Below are 19268 nucleotides of genomic sequence, written 5' to 3'. Positions count from 1 at the left end.
TCCCATGACTCAGATTCTCGGTCACAACTACATCGGCGGTCAGCGCAGCGCCGCTGGCGACGTCAAACTGCAATCGGTCGACGCAACCACGGGCGAGCAACTGCCCCACGATTTCATCCAGGCCACGGTGGAAGAAGTTGACGCCGCCGCCAAGGCTGCCGCTGCCGCGTACCCGGCGTATCGCAGCCTCAGCGCCGAACGCCGCGCGCAGTTTCTCGACGCGATTGCCGATGAACTCGACGCGTTGGGTGATGACTTCGTCGCCGTGGTCTGCCGCGAAACCGCCTTGCCGGCGGGGCGCATTCAGGGTGAGCGCGGGCGTACCAGCGGGCAGATGCGGCTGTTCGCCAAAGTGCTGCGCCGTGGCGATTTCTACGGTGCGCGGATCGATCTGCCGTTGCCGGATCGTCAGCCATTGCCGCGCCCGGATTTACGCCAGTACCGTATTGGTCTCGGCCCTGTCGCGGTGTTCGGTGCGAGCAACTTCCCGCTGGCATTTTCCACTGCGGGCGGCGACACCGCTGCGGCGCTGGCCGCCGGTTGCCCGGTGGTGTTCAAGGCCCATAGCGGGCACATGGCGACAGCAGAACTGGTCGCCGATGCGCTGATCCGCGCCGCCGAGAAAACCGCGATGCCGGCCGGCGTGTTCAACATGATCTACGGTGGTGGCGTCGGTGAATGGCTGGTCAAGCATCCGGCGATTCAGGCGGTCGGCTTCACCGGTTCGCTCAAGGGTGGTCGTGCGCTGTGCGACATGGCCGCCGCGCGTGCGCAACCGATCCCGGTGTTCGCCGAGATGTCGAGCATCAACCCGGTGATTGTCTTGCCGCAGGCATTGGCTGAACGTTCGGAAACGGTTGCTCGCGACCTGACCGCGTCGGTGGTGCAGGGCTGCGGTCAGTTCTGTACCAATCCGGGTCTGGTGATCGGCATCCGCTCGCCACAGTTCAGCGCGTTTGTGCAGCAAGTAGTGGGTTTGATCGCTGATCAACCGGCGCAAACCATGCTTAACGCCGGCACCCTCGGCAGCTACGGCAAAGGCTTGCAGAAGCTGTTGGCGCATCCCGGCATCGAGCATCTGGCCGGTAATCCGCAGCAGGGCAATCAGGCGCAGCCGCAGTTGTTCAAGGCCGACGCCAGCCTGTTGATCGATGGCGATGAAGTGCTGCAGGAAGAAGTGTTTGGCCCGACCACGGTGATTGTCGAAGTGGCCGACAAGGCGCAACTCAGCGCTGCACTACACGGCCTGCACGGGCAACTGACGGCGACAATTATCGGCGAACTGGCGGACTTCGAGCGCTTCCCTGAACTGACGCCGTTGCTGGAGCAGAAGGTCGGGCGGATTCTGCTTAACGGTTATCCGACCGGTGTCGAGGTGTGCGATTCGATGGTCCACGGCGGGCCGTATCCGGCGACATCCGATGCACGCGGCACCTCCGTCGGCACGCTGGCGATCGACCGTTTCCTGCGCCCGGTGTGTTTCCAGAACTACCCGGACAGCTTGCTGCCTGAGCCGCTGAAAAACGCCAACCCGCTGCGCATTCAGCGCCTGGTCGACGGTAAACCCAGCCGCGAAGCCCTCTGAAAAACACCCCTGTAGGAGCTGCCGCAGGCTGCGATCCTTTGATCTTGTTTGATCGTTCCCACGCTGAGCGTGGGAACGATCAGGCATCAAAAGATCGCAGCCTGCGGCAGCTCCTACAGGGGGAGTGTGCTTCTTGAGCTATCATTGCCGGTTTCCCCCTGAAAGACTTTACTGCCATGACTGCCCAAACCCTTCTCAACGCCCTCGAACACTGCGGTATGGTCGAAATCGACGGCCTGCACGCCTTCGAATTCGCCCTCGATGAAGACGATAACCTGCACATCGAATGCATCGACGGCCGAGCGGCCAAACATTGGGAATTCACTCCGGCGCAGGTTGCCGCGGCAACCTTCGACGACTCTTTGCAGAGCTGGTTGATCGTCGGCTATTTCAATGAAACCAAAGCGATCGGCGAACATCGCCTGGTTTGTCATGGCGATGTAGTCAGCAGCAGCGACGACGAGGATGACACTGATGAAAATGCGTAAATTCTGGCCGCTGCTGATGGCCGGCAGCGTCGGCGCCATGGGCCTGTCCACGGCATCGGCAGAAAGCTTCCAGTTGCTGGTCGGCTCCTACACCGCTGACACCAGCCAGGGCATCTATCGCATGAACTTCGACAGCGCCACCGGCCAGATCGATGCCAAGCCATTGCAAGTGGTCAAGAGCGAAAACCCGTCGTGGCTGACCTTGTCCAAAGACCAGCATCGCCTGTTCGTGGTCAATGAAAACGGCCCGGGCCAGAAAGACCCGGTCGGCCGCGTCAGCAGCTATGCGATCGATCCGAAGACCCACGCGCTGAGCCTGATCAATCAGGTGCAGAGCCTGGGCAACGAACCGACTCATTCGAGCCTCAGCGCTGACGCCAGTCACCTGTTCGTCAGCAACTATTCGGTAATGGAAGATCCGGGTGGAACCCTCGCGGTGCTGCCGGTCGGTGCTGACGGCAAACTGAAGCCGGTCGTACAGATGAGCGCGCACCCGGCGAGCCGGGTCAATCCTGAGCGTCAGGCCTCGAACCACGTGCACTCGACGGTCTCTTCGCCGGACGGTCGCTACGTGTTCTCCAACGATCTGGGTGCGGACAAGGTCTTCATCTACAAATTCGACCCAAAGGCCAATCCGGATTTGCCGCTGACCCCGGCGAAATCCGCCTCGGTGTCCCTCCCGGCAGGCAGTGGCCCGCGTCATCTGCTGTTCAGCGCTGACGGCAAGCACGCCTGGCTGAGCATGGAAATGAGCGCGCAGGTCGCGGTGTTTGATTACAACGACGGCGTGCTGACCCAGACCCAATTGGTCGATCTGGCTGCAGGTCAGCCGACGTCGGACAAGGCCGGCGCCGCGCTGCACACCTCGGCGGACGGCAAGTTCCTCTATGTCAGCAATCGCGGCACCGCCAATCAATTGGTGGTATTCAGCATCGATCCGGCGACTGCCCAGCTCAAAGAGCTGCAAAAGCGCTCGGTGGAAGGTGATCACCCACGCGAATTCAGCCTCGATCCGAGTGGCAAGTTCCTGTTGATTGCCAACCAGAAGAGCAACCAGATTGTTGTCGTCGAGCGCGACAGCAAGACCGGTCTGCTCGGCAAAACCGTGCAGAAACTGCCGATGGACGCCCCGAGTGACCTCAAGTTTATAGTGCGACAATAAGCCACAGGCCCCGGTTTACGGGGCCTGTCTGGTTGTATTAATTGCACTGATATGCGCTAACGTTACAAAGCATTTCAAGCGATCAGCCCTCGAGCGTTAAGTTTGCTTCACGGCCCAACCGGGCAAGCAAGCCAACCGAACACGAGGGTTACCGCCATGAACTTCAATCTCTTCTCCGTTATCGCCGCTTCCGCCATCTCCGCCACCGTGGTTCTGCCAGCCGGTGCCAACGTTGAAATCGCCAGCAAAAAATCCCACACCCAGAGCTACACCCAGAAATACCTGCAACAGAGCGCCAACTTCTACGCCGCCCTGGATCACAAAAGCCAACACTGAGCACCAGCACACAACTCCCCTGTAGGAGCTGCCGAAGGCTGCGATCTTTTGATCTTGTTTTTAAAAAGCAAAATCAAAAGATCGCAGCCTTCGGCAGCTCTTACACGTGTGCGTTGTTGATCGTTGTTGATCGTTCCCACGCTCTGCGTGGGAATGCCTCTAGGGACGCTCTGCGTCCAGTGACGCGGAGCGTCACGGGCTGCATTCCCACGCAGAGCGTGGGAACGATCGGTAAAGACCGTCGCCCTCGTGTGCGTTTCGTAGCGTCATAGGTTTTCTTCAACACGCAAATAGACCGGCTAAATAATCAACGAAGCTGATGTTCACTATGGAAAACCCTGAGTGGTTGCCACCGCTGTTTTGATCGATTCTGTGGCCATCGAAACATGCCCACGGGAGAACACCATGGCCAGCGCAATCATCACTTCAGCCAAACGCGGCGCCTACCTGGCCATCGGTCTTTACCTGGCCGTGGTGCTCGTTGTCAGCGTCGCCTCGCAAATGGAACATCGCTTCAGCGCACCGATTGACGTCGCCCACCCTGGCATCCAGTTCGAAGTCCGCTCGCAAAGCGTGACGGTCGACCGGGCTGAACTCGCAGGAGTCGGCGGCGCATGAAAGGTTACAGACTTTGGGTCATTGCCAGTCTGGCGGTCATGACCAACGGCGCTTCATTGCTGGGGATAGGCCAAGGCTCGGTGGGAGGGCTGGCGCGGGCCATAGAGGCCAATCACACCATCGCGCACAACATCGAACGGGCGAATACGCTGGGGTTGATGGCGGGGAATCCACCGGTGAAGGTTTCGACCAATTTCCTCGGTCCCTTCGAAGTTGATTGCATGGCGCTTGGGATGTGCAATGCACTCGCCTAGACACCGCAATCCATTGTGGCGAGGGGATTTATCCCCGTTGGGCTGCGAAGCAGCCCCAAATCCTGCAACTCAAATTTGCCTGTCACACCGCATAGAATGGTTTCACGACTGCTTCGCAGCCGAACGGGGATAAATCCCCTCGCCACAGGGGTTGAGGCGCTGTAGTTACTTTTTCATGATCGAGGTGAAGAGCTCGGATTCGAGGAAGCGCTGCAACCAAACCTGCAACCGTACATAAGGCGTCTGCGCAAACCACTCACGATCAACATGGGCAAACTGCCGAACGAACGGCAGCAAGGCGATATCGGCCAGGCTCGGATGATCAGCCAGCAAGTAATCGCGATCCTTGAGCAACGCCTCCAGCCGCTGCAAAAACACCGCCCCTTCAGCCCGATAAACCTCCATCGGTTGTTCCGGATAGCGCTCGGCATATTTGTAGCGGTTCAGATGCACCTTGAACCCCTGATCATTCGCCTCGATCAATTCGGCAATCCGCGCATCGCCATCCAGCAACCAGCCCTGCGGATCATTCTGCGCCAACGCCCAGCGCATGATTTCCAGGCTCTCATCAATCACCCGGCCACCGGCATCCAGCACTGGCACCGTGCCTTTCGGCGAGATCGCCAGCATCTCCGGTGGTTTGGCCTTGAGGCTGACTTCAACCATCTCCACTGGCACGCCGGAATAACGCAGAGCCATCCGCGCCCGCATCGCATAGGGGCAGCGGCGGAAGGAATACAGCTTGTTCATTTCACCTCCACGGTGCTCAAACCGTTGCCCTGACGCTGGACCTGAATCTGCACCGGGATCCGCTCGTGCATTTCCTGTACGTGGGAAATCACCGCGACCTTGCGGCCTTGCGCCTGCAAGCCGTCGAGCGCATCCATCGCCAATTGCAGCGACTCCGGATCGAGACTGCCAAAGCCTTCATCGATAAACAGCGATTCGATTTTCAGCGTACTCGACGCCATCGATGCCAGACCCAACGCCAGCGCTAGCGACACGAGGAACGTTTCGCCGCCGGACAACGAATGCACCGAGCGCAGTTCGTCGCCCATTTCCGTGTCCATCACCAACAAGCCGAGCATGCTGCCGCCGCGTTTCAGGCGATAGCGTTTGACCAGTTGGCGCAGTTGCACATTGGCGTGGTGCACCAGCAGGTCGAGGTTGTAGGCCTGGGCGATCTTGCGGAAGGTGTCGCCGGTGGCCGATCCGATCAAGGCACTCAGCCGCGCCCAGCGCTGGTATTCGGCATAGGCGTCGGCGATCTGCTGCGCCAGTGCCTGATTGGCATTCTGCCGGCGCTGATCTTCGACTTGTTCGGCGCGCAGTTCGGCGCATTGCTGCTCGCTGACAGTGAACTGCTGTTGCAGATCAACCAGCGCGGTGGCGAGTTGCTCAGCGTCGAGATCGCCATTGCTGTGGGCTTGATGGTCGACCAACAAGCGCTCACGCTCCTGCAACAACACCGAGGCTTGCTCGATCGCTTTTTCGTTGAGTTGCAGACGCTGGCGCAGTTCGCCGAGTTGCGCGTCATCGACCCGCAACAAGTCTTCGAGGCCGCCATCGTCCAGCTCGGGATGACCCGCGCGCCAGTCGGCGATCTTGCCGGTGAGATCCTGGTCTTCGCTTTCCAGCGCCTGCAAACGCTCCTGCTGCGCCTTCAGTTCAGCGCCGGTCTGCACCCGCTGCGTGCGCACGCTTTGCAGCTCCTGCGCCGTGCTGGTTTCAGTGTTGCGCGCCTGTTCGACGGCGTGTTCCAGTTGCTGCTGCCACTGCTCGGCGCAGCTGTGCTCGCCAAGCAATTGCGCGAGTTTCTCCTGGCAGCGCTGCTGTTGCTCGGCTAACGCAGCGTACTGCTGTTCAGCGATTTGCGCTTGTTGCAGGCGCGTCTGCTGACGATCCTGGTCTTTCTCCAGTGTCTGCTGACGTTGCTGCTGCTCGCTCAATTCTTCCTTCTGCTGCTCGACTTGCGCCAAGCGTTCGGCGATCTGCCGGTCGAGCTGCAGGAACGTCGCCGCAGGCTCCTGGCGCAGGGCTTCAAGGGTGTCTGCCGGCAGCAGAGTGGCGAACGCCGTCAGTTCCTCGTCGAGGCGCTGGCGGTCGCTGCTCAGTTCGCGCTGCTGATTGCCCAGGTGCTGCGCGGCTTGCTGATGCGCGGTTTCCGCCTGACGCAATTGTTGCGTCAGCCGCGCGGCATCCTGTTGCAGAGTGAGCAGGGCGCTCTGGCGTTGTTCGTCCTGCGCGATGCTCTGGTTGAGCTGTTCGTTCTGACGACTGAGCCAGGCATCGCGTTTGTCGGCATCTTGATTGAGCAATTGGGCGGACAGCGGATGAGCATCGAGGCTCGGTGCCAAGGCCTGTTGCTGGGCGGCCAGTTGCTCCTGTTGTTGCAACAATTCTTTCTGTTGCGCGATGACGCCGCCGACTTCGGCACGCAGTTCGATGAGCTTTTCCTTGAGCTGATCGACCACTAGCTGCGCGTTGGCCTGTTCACTCTCATCGTGGCGGCCGAGGCTTTGCAGCAGCGCTTCCGGTTGGTGATACGGATGCTCATTGCTCCCGCACACCGGGCACGGCTGGTCATCCTGCAACTGCCCGCGCAACTCTTCGACGCTGGCACTGCGCGCGAGGCGCTGGCGTTCAAGCAGTTCGCGGGTGACGTTGAGGGTTTGCTCGGCGACGGTCAGTTCGGCTTTGCTTTTCACCCCGTCCTGGGTCAACCGTTCGCGCTCCTGCTGGGCGCTGAGCTGGCGTTGTTGCAGCTCGGCGCCGCGCTTGTGCAGATCCTGCTGGCTGGCCCACAGGCGCGACAAATCTTCAAAGGCGCGCAGCTGTTTGCGGTTGTCCTGCAACAGCGTGCCGAGAATGCCGATCTGCTCGGCAACGGCATCCGGTTCGGCGCCGGCCTCTTTGAACAGCACTTCAAGCTGCTGCTTCTGGGTGGTGAACGCTTCGGCGCTGCGGGCAGCGTTCTGCTCGAGACTGGCCAGTTCAGCCTGACCCTTGTTCAGGCGATTGCCGATCAGCATCAACTGCTGCAGACGATCGCGATAGGCATTCCACGCATCGCTTAACGGTGCCAGATGAGCGCTTTGCTCAAGCTCGGCGGCAATGCGTTGCAAGCGCTCGGCGACCTGGGCCTGTTTTTCCAGCAAGGCTTGAATCGCGCCCTGACCGTCGCTGCACGCCTGTTGTGCTGCGGCTTTGGCTTCAGCGCCAGCGGCGACATCCTTGGCCAGACGGGCGAGGGTGCTTTGCTCCTCGAAGGACTGACGCAACAGCGGCGCATTCTCAGACTGGCGTTGCTGCGCCTCGCTCAGTGCGACTTTCGCTGCTTCGAGATTCTGCTCCAGTTGCGTCTGGCGCTCAGTCAGTTCGGCATGCTGGCGAGTGTGTTCGGCGATCTGTGCCGCCAACGGCGTCAGCAGCGCATCGAGCTGCTTTTTGCGCGCGAACTGATGGCGTTGCGGGCCGAGTTGCTCGAGTCGCGTCAGCTTGAGCCGTTCGCCAGCCAGGCCTTCGCGTTGTTGCTGAGCGCTGTGCAGTTGCTCGCTGGCGGCGTGCTGCGCATCCTGCAACAGGCGCAAATCCTTGAGCCACGTGTGCTGCTGCTCAAGCTGTTTCAGCTGCGCCTGTTGCAGTTTCAGTTGTTGCTGGGCGTTGTTGAAACGCTCATCCAGCTCGGCGCGGGCTTCAGCGCTCAGCGGCGTGACGCCAGTGGCCTGATCCTGCAACAGCTTGTGCGCTTCGCGGGCCTCTTTGGTCTTGTCGAAGGCGCGACGGCCGAGCCGCGTGTAGAGCGCCGTGTCGGTGAGTTTTTCCAGCAGTTCGCTGCGGTCGTTGTCGTCGGCCTTGAGGAACGCACTGAACTCGCTCTGGGCCAGCAGCACGGCGCGGGTGAACTGTTCGAAGTTCAGGCCGAGTGCCGCTTCCAGCTGGGTTTTGTACTCGCCTTTCTGGCTGGCGAGCAGTTGATCCTGATCGATATCGCGCAGGCTCTGGCGGCTGGCTTGCAGCTTGCCGCCGGCCTTCTCGCGAGCGCGATTGGCTTCCCAGCGCGCTCGATAGCGCCGGCCATCGACACCGACAAAATCGACTTCCGCATAGCCTTCACCGGTGCCGCGCCGCAGTAAGGTGCGCGGGTCGCCCGTGGCGATTTCGCCGTCGGCATCCGGGACTTTCGCGTCGCGGCCGGTGTTGTTCAGGCGCGGTACGGCACCGAACAGCGCCAGGCACAAAGCGTCGAGCAAGGTACTTTTGCCGGCGCCGGTCGGGCCGGTAATCGCAAACAAGCCGGCGCTGGCCAACGGTTCAGCGGTGAAATCGATCTCGAACGGGCCGGCCAGCGAGGCGAGGTTTTTCAACCGAATGGCGAGAATCTTCATGGCTGCTCGCCCTCCAGTTGCACGTCTTGCAGCAGTTCGGCGAAGTCCTTCAGCGTCTGCTCATCAACCTCGTTGCCGTAGTTGTCGAGCCAGGCGCGGCTGAACAACTCCTGTGGGGTCAGTTGGTCGAGTTCGATCAGCGTGGTGCCGTCCGCCTCGCCGTCAGCGCCCCGGTTGCCGGCGTATTCAGCGGCGATGCGCACCAGCCGCACGGCTTTGCCTTGCAGGGCGTTTTCCACTTGGTGGCGCAGATCCGGTTGCGGCTCGTCGAGGCGCACGCGCACCTCCAGCCACGGCTGGCGCTGGGTTTCAGCGAGCAGGTCGATGTTCGGCAGGTCTGCCAGTTGCAGCAGGATCTCGGCCAGCGGTGCCGGGCCGATGCGTTGCAGATTGACCGAGCGCGGAATCAGTTTTGATTCAACACTGACCAGGCTTTCGCCATCGAGGGTGACGTCGAGAATCTGGTGCTGATAGCCGATTTCGGAGAACGACAACGGAATCGGCGAACCGCTGTAGCGAATGCGTTCCTCACCGTTGACCTTCTGCGGCTTGTGCAAATGGCCGAGGGCAACATAGCTGATGCTCGGCCCGAACAGGCTGGCGGGCAGGGCTTCGGCATTGCCGATGATCAGGCTGCGCTCGGAATCTTCCGATACCGAGCCGCCGGCCATGTGCGCGTGGCTGATGGCAATCAAAGCCTGACCGGGTGTGCGCTTGGCGTTGGCCGCTTCGATCAGCCATTCGTGCACCTGACCGATGCCGCGCAAATAGTTGTCACCCAAGTGCGCGCCGGTCACCTCCGCCGGGCGCAGGAACGGCAGCGCCAGGCACCACGCGGCAATTTCGCCGGTTTTATCCGGCAGCGGCAGCAACAGACGCTCGGCATCCAATTGCCCGTCATCCAGCCACAACACCCGACCCAGCGCATGCGTGCGCAAACGGCGCATCAGTGGCGCGGGTAACTCGATCCGCGATCCGGAATCGTGGTTGCCGGCAATCATCACGATGGTCAGCAACGGCTGCTGTTCATGGGCGCTGACGATGAAATCGTAAAGGCGTTCCTGGGCTTTGACCGGCGGATTGACCGTGTCGAAAATGTCACCGGCGATCAGCAGCACATCCGGCTGCGCCAGTTGCAGTTGACCCAGCAGCCATTCGAGAAAACAGGCGTGCTCGAAATCGCGCTCCTGGCCGTGGAGGTTTTGCCCAAGGTGCCAGTCGGAGGTGTGAAACAGACGCAAGGCGGACTCCGCAACAATTAAAGAGGTGATGGCCGCAGGTGAAATGAGGGCGGCGAAAGAGGGGAGAGTTTACAGACTATTGCGGGCGGAGGGCTTGTGCGCGATTGGGGTGAATTCGTCAATTGACGACCTGAAACCCGCTGCCTACCATCGCGCCACTATATTGATGTCATTTTTGGCTGGTGGCGATTCGCCGCTGGTTGAAGCCGGAGGAAAACAGAAATGCGGGTTGAAAGCTTGTTCAATCAGGCCAGAGGCATGGTTAAAGGGCTTTATTTCCACGCGATGGATGAGCTTGGGTTTCGTCCGGAACAAGCTTTTGCCTATGTTCAGGATGAGCTGGAACTCTTGCTGCGCAAAGATGCGCCCGGCCCGAATGCAATTCTTCAGACGGCCATTTATATGGAGGGGCATCGTCGCGGTCTGAAGCTGTCGAAAGAAGATTCATACACGAGCGATATGTTGGATATTTTGGCGCAGACCTACAGCCAGTGCAGCATTGAGAGCCTGGTTGAGGCAGATGCCGATGACGAGGAGTTGGAGATTATCCAGTCGGACATGGAAACTGTACGAAAGCTTTTTCTTCTTTAGAAGTCGGTAGGTGGTTTCTTCACAGGGTGAGCCAAGCGACGATGTTTATTAAGTTTGATAAATTTATCGAGATGTTTGCTGATGAAGAGTACCCAAGCGATTTCTGGTCTGATGTCGCCATTATCAGCGCCTCCGAAATGCTGGATGGCTTTTCTGACGCCGATTGGCTGGAGCTATTGACAGTCGTAGACAGCAAAAGCGATTTCTGGGTATTGCGGTTATGCGAGACGTTGGGAGACCCGGATGAAAGAGCACTGGTCGTATTGCTGAAGGTGACTTCACGTCGGGGAAGCCAGGCGATTTACGTCGCATTGGAATCGATCAGGTCGATGATCAGTCTGGGTCTGGACGTGTCGGCGTATGCGGATGAGATCAATGCTGCGACTGAACGTGCGAGGCAAACGACGGGGAAAGTGAGTTTGCTTTCGACTTTCCAATGAGAAGTCGACATGGATAAATTGTTATTCAAGTTTCGTGATGTGGAAATTTGCCGGCGCCATGAGCGTTATTTCATCAAGTACGACGCGGGCAGTCATGTGGATGTCAGGCGTGAGGATGAGATTTCGGAACAGGAAGCGCTGACCGCAGCCATGGGTGAGGAAGCAGTTATGAAGTTTTTGTTTGAGTTGCAGGAGCGATTGATCCGTGAGGGTGTTGACCCTTTTGTTTCCAACACTGATTGAAGATCGATTGAGTCAGACGTCTCAAAGTCAACAGATCGCAGCCTGCGGCAGCTCCTACAGAGATCAAATGTAGGAGCTGCCGGAGGCTGCGATCTTTTGATCTTTTACTTCGGATAAAGCGGTGGCAACCCACTGTCGCCTACTGGATCGTGGACGCGCTCAGCGGTCGGAATAGTGCGGATCGCTCGCCACAAATCCTCACCTTGCCAATGCTGCCCGGTCTCGCTGTACAGCGCGCCATTGAGGCCGTCGAGCGCATCCGACAAGGGCACAAACCGCGCCGCCATATCCGCCAGCGTTTCCGGCTGCTGCCGCGCCCATGCATCCAGCGCCTGCCGCGTCGCTTGCGGATCGTTGGCCTGGCTCGCGCGTTTGATGTCGTCAAGCAGCGTGCGCGGGCTTGGCCCGGTCTGCGCGGCGCGCAGGATCGCCGGTTGCCAGCGCGCACGCCACCACAGGCCGAAGCCGAGCAGGGTGGTGCAGGCGAGGATCAGCGTGCTCAGTTTCCACCACCACAACACATCGTTATCGACGGCGCTCGGTTGCAAGCTGCCCGCCGGGGTGTCGACTTGCAGGCTCGGATTGTTCGCCACTTGCAGGGTGCGCGCGGGCAAGCTGCTGTGTTCAAGGTGATCTTCGAAAGTGTTCCACCAGACCACGTCGACCGTTGGCAGCTCGATCGAACCGCTGCGACTCGGCACCAGTGCTTCACGTTCTTCGCGGCTGCCGACAAGTCCCCGGTCAGTGCTCTGGTTGGTGAGCACCGGTTGGTCAGGATAGCGGCGCAAACCGTTGACGTCGGTGGCGGGCAGCGCCGGTAGTTGCGAACTGGCGAGGCCTTCGACTTTCAGGATCAGGCTGCGCGTCAGCGAGTCGCCGACTTGGGTGTGTTCGGGTTCCGGGTTCCAGCTTTCGCTGAGGCTCAGGCTGCGCGCCGGTAACCACGGGGCGTCGAGCGGGTAGGTCAGCGGTTTCGGCTTGACCGTCAACGGGATGTCGGCGGAGCTGACGCGCATCAATTTGCCCGGCTTCGGCCCTTGCGCGGTGGCGTCTGCGGACGGCTGGGTGTCGACCAGCGTGGCGCTGAAGGTTTGCGGGGCGATGGTCAGCAAGCCGCTGTGTTGCGGATAGATGGCATAGCGCATCTCGATCACGCCGTGGCGCACACCGTTGATGTCTTTTTCGTACGTGCGGGTGTCGCCCAGTTGTTCGACGCGCGCATCGGCGATTTGCAACGGGGTCAGGCTGCTGTCGTCGTACAGCGACACCGAATGGTAGATGCGCAGGGTCAGGATCGCTTGCGCCTGCACATACACGCTGGACTGATCGAGGCTGGCCTCGATGAACACCGGGTCGAGGCTGTTCTTGTCTTCGCGGGTGTCGCTTTCGACCACTTGCACGGTGATCGGCTGGCTCTGCACATCGCCCATCTGCAATGGCGGAATCACCACGCTGCCGTTCTCTTTCGGCAGCAGCGTGATGATCCAGCGCGTGGTTGCGCGGTTGTCGCCATTGAGCGTGTTCAACTGGTTGACCTGACGCGTGCCGCGCACCTCGAACAACGGTTCCAGCGGGGTCAGGTCAGGTTTGCCGAACTGGGTAACGTCGCTGGTTTCGAGGGTGAGTTCGACCGTCTCGCCGGAGTTCAGGCGACTGCGATCCACGCTGGCGATCAACTCGGCCGCCTGGGCGGTGGCCGTGCAGATCAGCAGGGGCAGCAAGAGAGCGGTGAAGCGGGTCATCGAGTGTTTTCCTGATCCTGATGTTGTTGCTGTTCGTACCAGAATTTGCGTCGCAGCAGTTCGCCCGGATCATCCGGGATCTTCCCCAGCCATTGCTCCAGTGCCTGACGCTGCTCGCCTTCGAGGTTGTCCTCGCTTGGGCGCAGGGTCGGCACGGTGTCCGTCTGCTCTTCCTCATCGCTGCCCGGTACTTCGTTGGGACCGGGTTGCGGTGGCGTGGCCGGCGGCGGTTCGCTGCCCGGTTCGGCCGGTTGCGCATCGCCCTGGGTTTCACTTTTCACCGCTGGCGGTGGTGCGGTCACTGGCGGAGTTTCGTCGCCCGGCAGACTCTGTTCGGTTGGCTTGTTTTCCGGCTCAACGGGCGGCGGGGTGTTTTTCTGCTTCAGCAGGTTCTCCACCAGTGCCTTGTTGGTCTGTGCCGGGCGCAGATCCGGTTGCAGTTCCAGCGCCTGCTCGTAGGCATCGATGGCGGCTTCCAGCTCAGCGCTTTTTGCCAAAGCGTTGCCACGATTGTAGTGCGCGCGGGCATCGCTGCCTTCGGCAAAGCGCTGGGCGGCGCCACTGTAATCGCCGGCCTCGTACAACGCCACCCCTTGCCATTGGTGATCGTCAAAATGGGCGGCGGCCTCGGCGGGGCGCTTCTGCTTGAGCAAATGCAGGCCCTGTTGATCCGGGCGCAGCCACAAATCTTCGAAGTCGAACGCGTAGCTCGGCTGCGGCAGACACAACAGCAGCGGCAGGCAGAACAACCAGCCACGCCGCCCGGCACACGCGGCCAGCAACAACAGCGGCAACAGCAGCCAATAACCCTGATCGGCCCAGGTATCGAGGCGCACGGTCTGGCCATCGTTGCGCAAACTGCGCGGGCCATTGAGCAGGCCGAGCGCGCCGAGATCAGCTTCGTCCAGCCGTGCAGCGTGGTATTCACCGCCAACACTGTTGAGGAACGCGCCAAGGCCCGGGCTGTCGAGTTGCGGCACGCGAATCGCACCTTGGTCGTCTTTCAGGAAACTGCCGTCCTCTTGAGCAATCGGTGCCCCTTCGGCAGTGCCGACGCCGAGCATCAACAGTTGCGCAGATTCACCGCTCAAGGCACGACGAATGCCTTGGCGTTCCTCTTCGCTCAAGGACGAGCCGATCAACAGAATCCGCCCCTGACCGAGTGCGCCCTGTTTCAACAAGGCCAGCGCCTTGCTCACCGCCAGATCGGCGCGATGACCGCTCTCTGGCATCAGCGATGGCTTGAGCGCGTCGAGCAGATTGCGACTGGTCGCCAGATCATCCGACAGCGGCACCAGCGTGTGCGCGCTGCCGGCGTAGACGACGATGGCGGTCTGCGCATCGCTGCGCGCCTGCAACAGGTCGAACAGCTTGCGCCGCGCTTGCTCGAGGCGGGTCGGCGGCGCATCGGTGGCGAGCATTTCCGGGGTCAGTTCCAGTACAACCACCAACGGATCGGCAGGTTTCTGGCTGGTCTGTTCGACACGCTCCCAACTCGGCCCGAGCAGCGCCAGAATGGTCAGCAACCACGCCACGCCGAGGGCGATCCACGGCAATTTGCTGTCGCGCCCGTTACCACCGCTGAGCAAAGTGGCGTGGAACGCCGGCGGCAGAATCATCTGCCAGCGTCCGGCGCGTTTTTGCCGGTGCCAGAGCTGCCAGAGCAACCAGCCGAGCAGCGGCAACAGCAACAGCCACCAGGGGCGGAACCAGTGCGGCCAGAGGGCGATCATCGACGCCTCCGCAGACGCAGGCGCTTGAGACGCTCGCGCCAGTCAGGTAACGGGCTTTGCAGATACAGCTCCTTGGTGAACAGGCGTTGCAAGAAATTGTCCGGCCACAATTCGCGCGCCACCAGCAACAGGCTCAACCACAGCGCCAATGCCAGCGGCCAGTGATACAACGCTTGCGCCGGGCGCGCCTGAGTCGGTTGTTGAGTCACCGGTTCGAGTTGATCGAGGGTGTCCTTGATCGCTTGCAGTTCCTTGCCATCGTGGGCACGGAAATACTGGCCGCCGGTCGCTGCGGCGATTGCCTTCAGTGCGGGCTCGTCGAGATCCAGGCTCGGGTTGACCCCGAGCAGGCCGGTGGAACCGCTGTCCTCGGGATTGGCGCCAATCCCGATCGGATAGATTTTTACACCTTCGCTCGCAGCGAGTTTTGCTGCCGTCAGCGGATCGATTTCGCCGCCATTGTTGGCGCCGTCAGTGACCAGAATCAGCACGCGGCTTTGCGCCGGACGCATGCGCAGGCGTTTCAGCGCCAGACCGATAGCGTCGCCGATGGCGGTGTTCTTGCCGGCGATGCCGATCCGCGCTTCGTCGAGCCAGACGCGCACGGTGTGGCGGTCGAAGGTCAATGGCGCTTGCAGGTAGGCTTTGCTGCCGAACAGGATCAAGCCGACGCGGTCGCCGTCGCGGCTTTCGAGGAAGTCGCCGAGCAGGTGCTGAACCAGCGAGAGACGGCTGACGTCTTCGTCCTGCCACTGCATGTCGGGGAAATCCATGGAGCCGGACACGTCCACCGCCACCAGCAGATCACGGCCGCTGGCGGCAATCGGCAACGGTTCGCCGAGCCACTGCGGACGGGCGGCGGCGGTCAACAGCAGCAACCACAAGAGCATGAACGGTGCCTGTTGGCGCCACGCCGGCAAGTTGGCGCGGGCGCGACGCCGGGCGAGGCCTTCGAGGTCGGACAAGAAACTGACTTTCAGCGCCGGCTCGCCGCTGTCGGCCACCGGTAACACAAGGCGCATCAACCACGGCAGCGGCAACAGCGCAAAGATCCACGGCCAGGCGAATTCAAACATGTTTGCGAATCCACGTGTCGACCGCTTGGGTCAGGCCGGCGATGGCTTTGTCGTCGAGTTTGCATTCCGGTTTGTACGCGCCTTCGACCAGCACCATCCAGCGCGTCAGGCCCGCCGCCGGGCAACGGTTGTCGAGGAACGCCAGCCATTTGCGACCGTTGAGGGTGTGGCTCTGGCTGTAGGGATAATGGTTGCGGCACAGGCGTTTGAGCAGGCCGTTGAGTTGCTGCAACCAGGCACCGGCCGGCGCGCCGTCGTAGGGTTTGGGCATTTGCGCGAGTTCGGCGAGGGCGGCGATGCGCACCGGGTCGAGCGGTTGTTCGGCGCGCACGATTGGGCGCTTTTTCATGGGAATGAAACGGCGCAGCTTCCACGCCGCTAAACCGAGCAGCGGCAATAACAACAGCAGCAACCACCAGCCCGGCGCCGGCGGCCAAAAGGCAATCGGTGGCGGCGAGATCAGCGGTTGCAGTTGTTCGAGGCCGTTCATCGACCTTTCCCCGGGCGCTGCGGATTGAGGAATTCGCGCATCTGCTCGACCATTTCACTTTGCGTGCTCAACGGCATCAACAGCACCCGCAGCTTTTGCGCGAGCAATTCCCAGCGCGCGATGCGTGCTTCGGCCTGGGCGCGATAGGTCTGGCGCAGGTCGAAATTCAGCGTGTCGAGTTCCAACTGTGCGCCGCGTTCGGCGAACCTGAGCAGGCCGGCAGCGGGGAGGGCGTGATCGAGTGGATCGGAAATCGGCAGCATCAACAGGTCGCAATGGCGCGACAGCAGACTCAACTGTTGCTCGGCGCTGTCGGACAACGCGCGCTCATCGCAAATCACAATGGCCAGACTGCCCGGACGCAGTACCTCACGCGCGCGGCGCAGGGCCACGCCAAAGGCATCGCGATCCGGCTCGCGCTCGCTGTGCAGCGACTGATTGACCTTGACCAAGCGGTTGAGCAACTGCAGCAGGCTTTGTTTGCTGCGCCGTGGCTTGATTTCGTAGTGCTCGTTGTCGCCGAACACCAGCCCGCCAACCCGATCGTTATGGCCGAGTGCAGCCCAGCCGATCAACGCCGCCGCTTGCGCCGCCAGCACCGATTTGAACATCAGGCCGGAGCCGAAGAACAGCCGTGTGCTTTGCTCGACCATGATGAAAATCGGTCGTTCACGTTCTTCATGGAACATCTTGGTATGTGGCTCTTGCGTACGCGCCGTTACACGCCAGTCGATGGTGCGCACGTCATCGCCGGCCTGATAGACCCGCACCTGATCGAAGTCGACACCACGACCACGGAATTTCGAGTGATGCAGGCCGATCAGCGGGCTGCGCTGGCTCGGCGTGGAAAACAGCTGCACTTCGCGCACCCGGTGACGCATCTCGATCAGCTCGGCGAGGCTGACGCGGATGCCCGGTTCGGACGGCAAGGGGGCGCTCATGGGGGTCAAGCGACGGCTACGACGTCGAGAATCCGCTGCACCACCCGATCCTGATCGATGCCGGCGGCCTCGGCCTCAAACGACAGAATGATGCGGTGACGCAACACATCGAACAGCACCGCTTGAATGTCTTCCGGGCTGACGAAGTCGCGACCGGCCAGCCAGGCGTGGGCGCGGGCGCAGCGGTCTAGGGCGATCGAGCCACGCGGGCTGGCGCCATAGGCGATCCACTCGGCCATTTCCGGGTCGAACTTGGCCGGTGTGCGCGTGGCCATGACCAGTTGCACGAGGTATTCCTCCACGGCGTCGGCCATGTACAGACCGAGGATTTCCTTGCGCGCGGCGAAGATCGCTTGCTGGCTGACGCGGCGTTCAGGCTTGGTTTCACCGTTCAACGCTTCGCCACGGGCTTGCTGGAGGATGCGCCGTTCGACGGCGGCGTCCGGGAAACCGATTTTCACGTGCATGAGGAAACGGTCAAGCTGGGCTTCCGGCAGCGGGTAGGTGCCTTCCTGTTCGATCGGGTTCTGCGTGGCCATCACCAGAAACAGCGGCGACAGTTCATAGGTGCTGCGACCGACACTGACCTGACGCTCGGCCATGGCTTCGAGCAGCGCCGATTGCACCTTGGCCGGGGCACGGTTGATTTCGTCCGCCAGCACCAGGTTGTGGAAGATCGGCCCTTGCTGGAACACAAAGCTGCCGGTTTCCGGGCGATAGATCTCGGTGCCAGTGATGTCGGCGGGCAGCAGGTCAGGGGTGAACTGGATGCGATGGAACTGGGCTTCGATGCCCTCGGCGAGTTCTTTGATCGCTTTGGTCTTGGCCAGACCCGGCGCGCCCTCGACCAGCATGTGGCCGTCGGCGAGCAGGGCGATGAGCAAACGCTCGATGAGTTTTTCCTGGCCGAGAATCTGCGTTGAAAGAAAGGTTCGCAGCGCCAGCAGCGCTTCACGATGTTCCATCGGTGACTGTTCCTGGAAAGGGGTGGCCACCGGCGTTCGGATAACGCCGGGGCTGGGGGCGTTACTTTAATCCATCGCGGGGGGTGGCGACTAACGGCATTTTGCGCAAAGTGCGGGAAATGACCGGGGCAATTGTTGGATTTTTGTAGCCGGGGAGTGATTGGTTGCCTGTGCTGGCCCTATCGCGAGCAGGCTCACTCCTACAATGGATCGCCGTACACCGACCTGTAGGAGTGAGCCTGCTCGCGATGGCGTCGGCCCAGACACCATCAAACTTCGTTAATGAACGTGCCAGTCCCGTCAAGGATGTTCTTCAAGGTCTCGACCACCTCATCCATGTCCACCATGTCCGGGTTAAAGCTGATCTCCAGCACATCATCGCCATTCAGCGCATCGGCATCCCCTGCCGCGATCTCGATTTTCAGCAGCGTCGACGTCAGCGTGACCTTCACACCGTCCAGCGTCGACGGCTCGCCATCCAGGGTGATCTCCAGCTCATCCTCATCCGGGTAGCGGCTCATCAGGAACATGTCGCCCTTGTCGCTGTGGCAGCAGAGCATGGCCATGTTGTCTTCTTCGTCATCGCACGGGTTGACGATGAGTAGCGCGGTGGTCATTTGCATGGGGAATTCCTGCCTCAAGGGGCGTGTTGGTCGCAATTGGGCGCGATTCTGCCAGTCCTCGGGAATTTCTGCATGTGAGAGTGTCAGAGGATGTGTCGTGAACGCGACGTGGGTCAATGGTCATTTCTGGCACGCATGTACCGTAAAAACGGGCATTCAGACCAGCGTTTTGCGCCACGAGTGCTAGTGTTTACCGGTGCCAAAGCCCTCGTTTACGTGCCAATGACCGAATATGTCGCAGCACCGCAAGCAGACACATTGTCGCACCCATTAAGCTGCGCAACGGATGAGCACCCGTAAAGGCATTGTCGGCACCGTTGGCAGTCGTTTTTGCAGATGCCCATTCAATGGA

19 protein-coding genes are annotated in these 19268 nt (G+C 61.0%); 9 read left to right on the top strand and 10 right to left on the bottom strand.

Translation table 11 applies throughout. The features are described 5' to 3' along the window. Positions 1-4 precede the first annotated feature (4 nt). The 6 genes from ACIPZE_RS07300 to ACIPZE_RS07275 all read left to right on the top strand — a co-directional run bounded on the left by ACIPZE_RS07300 (position 5) and on the right by ACIPZE_RS07275 (position 4443). Positions 5-1585 (top strand): aldehyde dehydrogenase (NADP(+)), encoded by a 1581-nt coding sequence (locus ACIPZE_RS07300; RefSeq protein WP_400772172.1) that lies wholly within the window; start codon positions 5-7, stop codon positions 1583-1585. Positions 1586-1761: 176 nt separating this feature from the next. Further along, a complete protein-coding gene (locus ACIPZE_RS07295) occupies positions 1762-2073 on the top strand; it encodes a DUF5629 family protein (RefSeq protein WP_008088034.1) in 312 nt (103 codons plus the stop codon). Further along, on the top strand, positions 2060-3235 hold the full coding sequence (locus tag ACIPZE_RS07290) for a lactonase family protein (RefSeq protein ID WP_400772170.1): 1176 nt from the start codon (positions 2060-2062) through the stop codon (positions 3233-3235). The genes ACIPZE_RS07295 and ACIPZE_RS07290 overlap by 14 nt, the downstream gene beginning before the upstream one ends. 156 nt (positions 3236-3391) lie before the next feature. Continuing rightward, the gene (locus ACIPZE_RS07285) at positions 3392-3571 is read left to right on the top strand and encodes a hypothetical protein (protein WP_129392952.1); all 180 of its coding nucleotides are present in this window, start codon (positions 3392-3394) and stop codon (positions 3569-3571) included. Positions 3572-3976: 405 nt separating this feature from the next. Then, positions 3977-4189, top strand: coding sequence for a hypothetical protein (locus ACIPZE_RS07280; protein WP_129392955.1), 213 nt, complete (start codon positions 3977-3979; stop codon positions 4187-4189). After that, on the top strand, positions 4186-4443 hold the full coding sequence (locus tag ACIPZE_RS07275) for a hypothetical protein (RefSeq protein ID WP_400772168.1): 258 nt from the start codon (positions 4186-4188) through the stop codon (positions 4441-4443). The genes ACIPZE_RS07280 and ACIPZE_RS07275 overlap by 4 nt, the downstream gene beginning before the upstream one ends. A 165-nt stretch (positions 4444-4608) precedes the next feature. Here the strand turns inward: ACIPZE_RS07275 and ACIPZE_RS07270 are convergent, their stop codons facing one another. Genes ACIPZE_RS07270 through ACIPZE_RS07260 form a run of 3 tightly spaced genes read right to left on the bottom strand, consistent with a single transcriptional unit; the run spans position 4609 to position 10072 of the window. Further along, complete coding sequence (locus ACIPZE_RS07270) at positions 4609-5193, bottom strand: glutathione S-transferase (RefSeq protein WP_400772167.1); 585 nt, start codon at positions 5191-5193, stop codon at positions 4609-4611. Continuing rightward, a complete protein-coding gene (locus ACIPZE_RS07265; protein ID WP_400772166.1) occupies positions 5190-8831 on the bottom strand; it encodes an AAA family ATPase in 3642 nt (1213 codons plus the stop codon). The genes ACIPZE_RS07270 and ACIPZE_RS07265 overlap by 4 nt, the downstream gene beginning before the upstream one ends. Next, the gene (locus tag ACIPZE_RS07260) at positions 8828-10072 is read right to left on the bottom strand and encodes an exonuclease SbcCD subunit D C-terminal domain-containing protein (RefSeq protein WP_400772165.1); all 1245 of its coding nucleotides are present in this window, start codon (positions 10070-10072) and stop codon (positions 8828-8830) included. The genes ACIPZE_RS07265 and ACIPZE_RS07260 overlap by 4 nt, the downstream gene beginning before the upstream one ends. A gap of 222 nt (positions 10073-10294) precedes the next feature. Between ACIPZE_RS07260 and ACIPZE_RS07255 the strand changes: the two genes are divergently transcribed. The 3 genes from ACIPZE_RS07255 to ACIPZE_RS07245 are packed head-to-tail and all read left to right on the top strand — an operon-like array spanning position 10295 to position 11346. Then, entirely contained in the window at positions 10295-10663 is a 369-nt protein-coding gene (locus ACIPZE_RS07255) for a hypothetical protein (protein ID WP_283436745.1), read from the top strand. Between the two features lie 41 nt (positions 10664-10704). Then, complete coding sequence (locus ACIPZE_RS07250) at positions 10705-11103, top strand: hypothetical protein (protein ID WP_283436744.1); 399 nt, start codon at positions 10705-10707, stop codon at positions 11101-11103. 9 nt (positions 11104-11112) lie between these two features. Beyond that, positions 11113-11346, top strand: a complete 234-nt coding sequence (locus tag ACIPZE_RS07245) for a hypothetical protein (RefSeq protein WP_283436743.1) — start codon at positions 11113-11115, stop codon at positions 11344-11346. 104 nt (positions 11347-11450) lie between these two features. On the opposite strand, the gene ACIPZE_RS07240 is transcribed toward ACIPZE_RS07245, so the two are convergent. From ACIPZE_RS07240 to ACIPZE_RS07210, 7 genes are all read right to left on the bottom strand, one after another. Beyond that, positions 11451-13088 carry a BatD family protein gene (locus ACIPZE_RS07240; protein WP_400772162.1) on the bottom strand — a complete coding sequence of 546 codons (1638 nt, stop codon included), beginning with the start codon at positions 13086-13088 and terminating at the stop codon, positions 11451-11453. Continuing rightward, positions 13085-14821 (bottom strand): tetratricopeptide repeat protein, encoded by a 1737-nt coding sequence (locus tag ACIPZE_RS07235; RefSeq protein ID WP_400772160.1) that lies wholly within the window; start codon positions 14819-14821, stop codon positions 13085-13087. Before ACIPZE_RS07235 ends, ACIPZE_RS07240 begins: the two co-directional genes overlap by 4 nt. Further along, entirely contained in the window at positions 14818-15897 is a 1080-nt protein-coding gene (locus ACIPZE_RS07230; RefSeq protein ID WP_129392976.1) for a VWA domain-containing protein, read from the bottom strand. The genes ACIPZE_RS07235 and ACIPZE_RS07230 overlap by 4 nt, the downstream gene beginning before the upstream one ends. Next, positions 15890-16387, bottom strand: coding sequence for a DUF4381 domain-containing protein (locus ACIPZE_RS07225; RefSeq protein WP_129392979.1), 498 nt, complete (start codon positions 16385-16387; stop codon positions 15890-15892). Before ACIPZE_RS07225 ends, ACIPZE_RS07230 begins: the two co-directional genes overlap by 8 nt. Continuing rightward, positions 16384-17328: a DUF58 domain-containing protein gene (locus tag ACIPZE_RS07220; protein ID WP_400772158.1), complete on the bottom strand. Its 945-nt coding sequence runs from the start codon at positions 17326-17328 to the stop codon at positions 16384-16386. The genes ACIPZE_RS07225 and ACIPZE_RS07220 overlap by 4 nt, the downstream gene beginning before the upstream one ends. A 5-nt stretch (positions 17329-17333) precedes the next feature. Continuing rightward, positions 17334-18293 carry a MoxR family ATPase gene (locus ACIPZE_RS07215; protein ID WP_003218556.1) on the bottom strand — a complete coding sequence of 320 codons (960 nt, stop codon included), beginning with the start codon at positions 18291-18293 and terminating at the stop codon, positions 17334-17336. Positions 18294-18562: 269 nt separating this feature from the next. Further along, a complete protein-coding gene (locus tag ACIPZE_RS07210; RefSeq protein WP_400772156.1) occupies positions 18563-18916 on the bottom strand; it encodes a hypothetical protein in 354 nt (117 codons plus the stop codon). Positions 18917-19268 lie beyond the last annotated feature (352 nt).

Origin of the sequence: Pseudomonas sp. NPDC089741, assembly GCF_044748825.1 — a bacterium.
Lineage (GTDB): Bacteria > Pseudomonadota > Gammaproteobacteria > Pseudomonadales > Pseudomonadaceae > Aquipseudomonas > Aquipseudomonas helmanticensis.
Note: the sequence above shows the minus strand (reverse complement) of the source record. Positions and strands in the feature narration are given on the sequence as shown.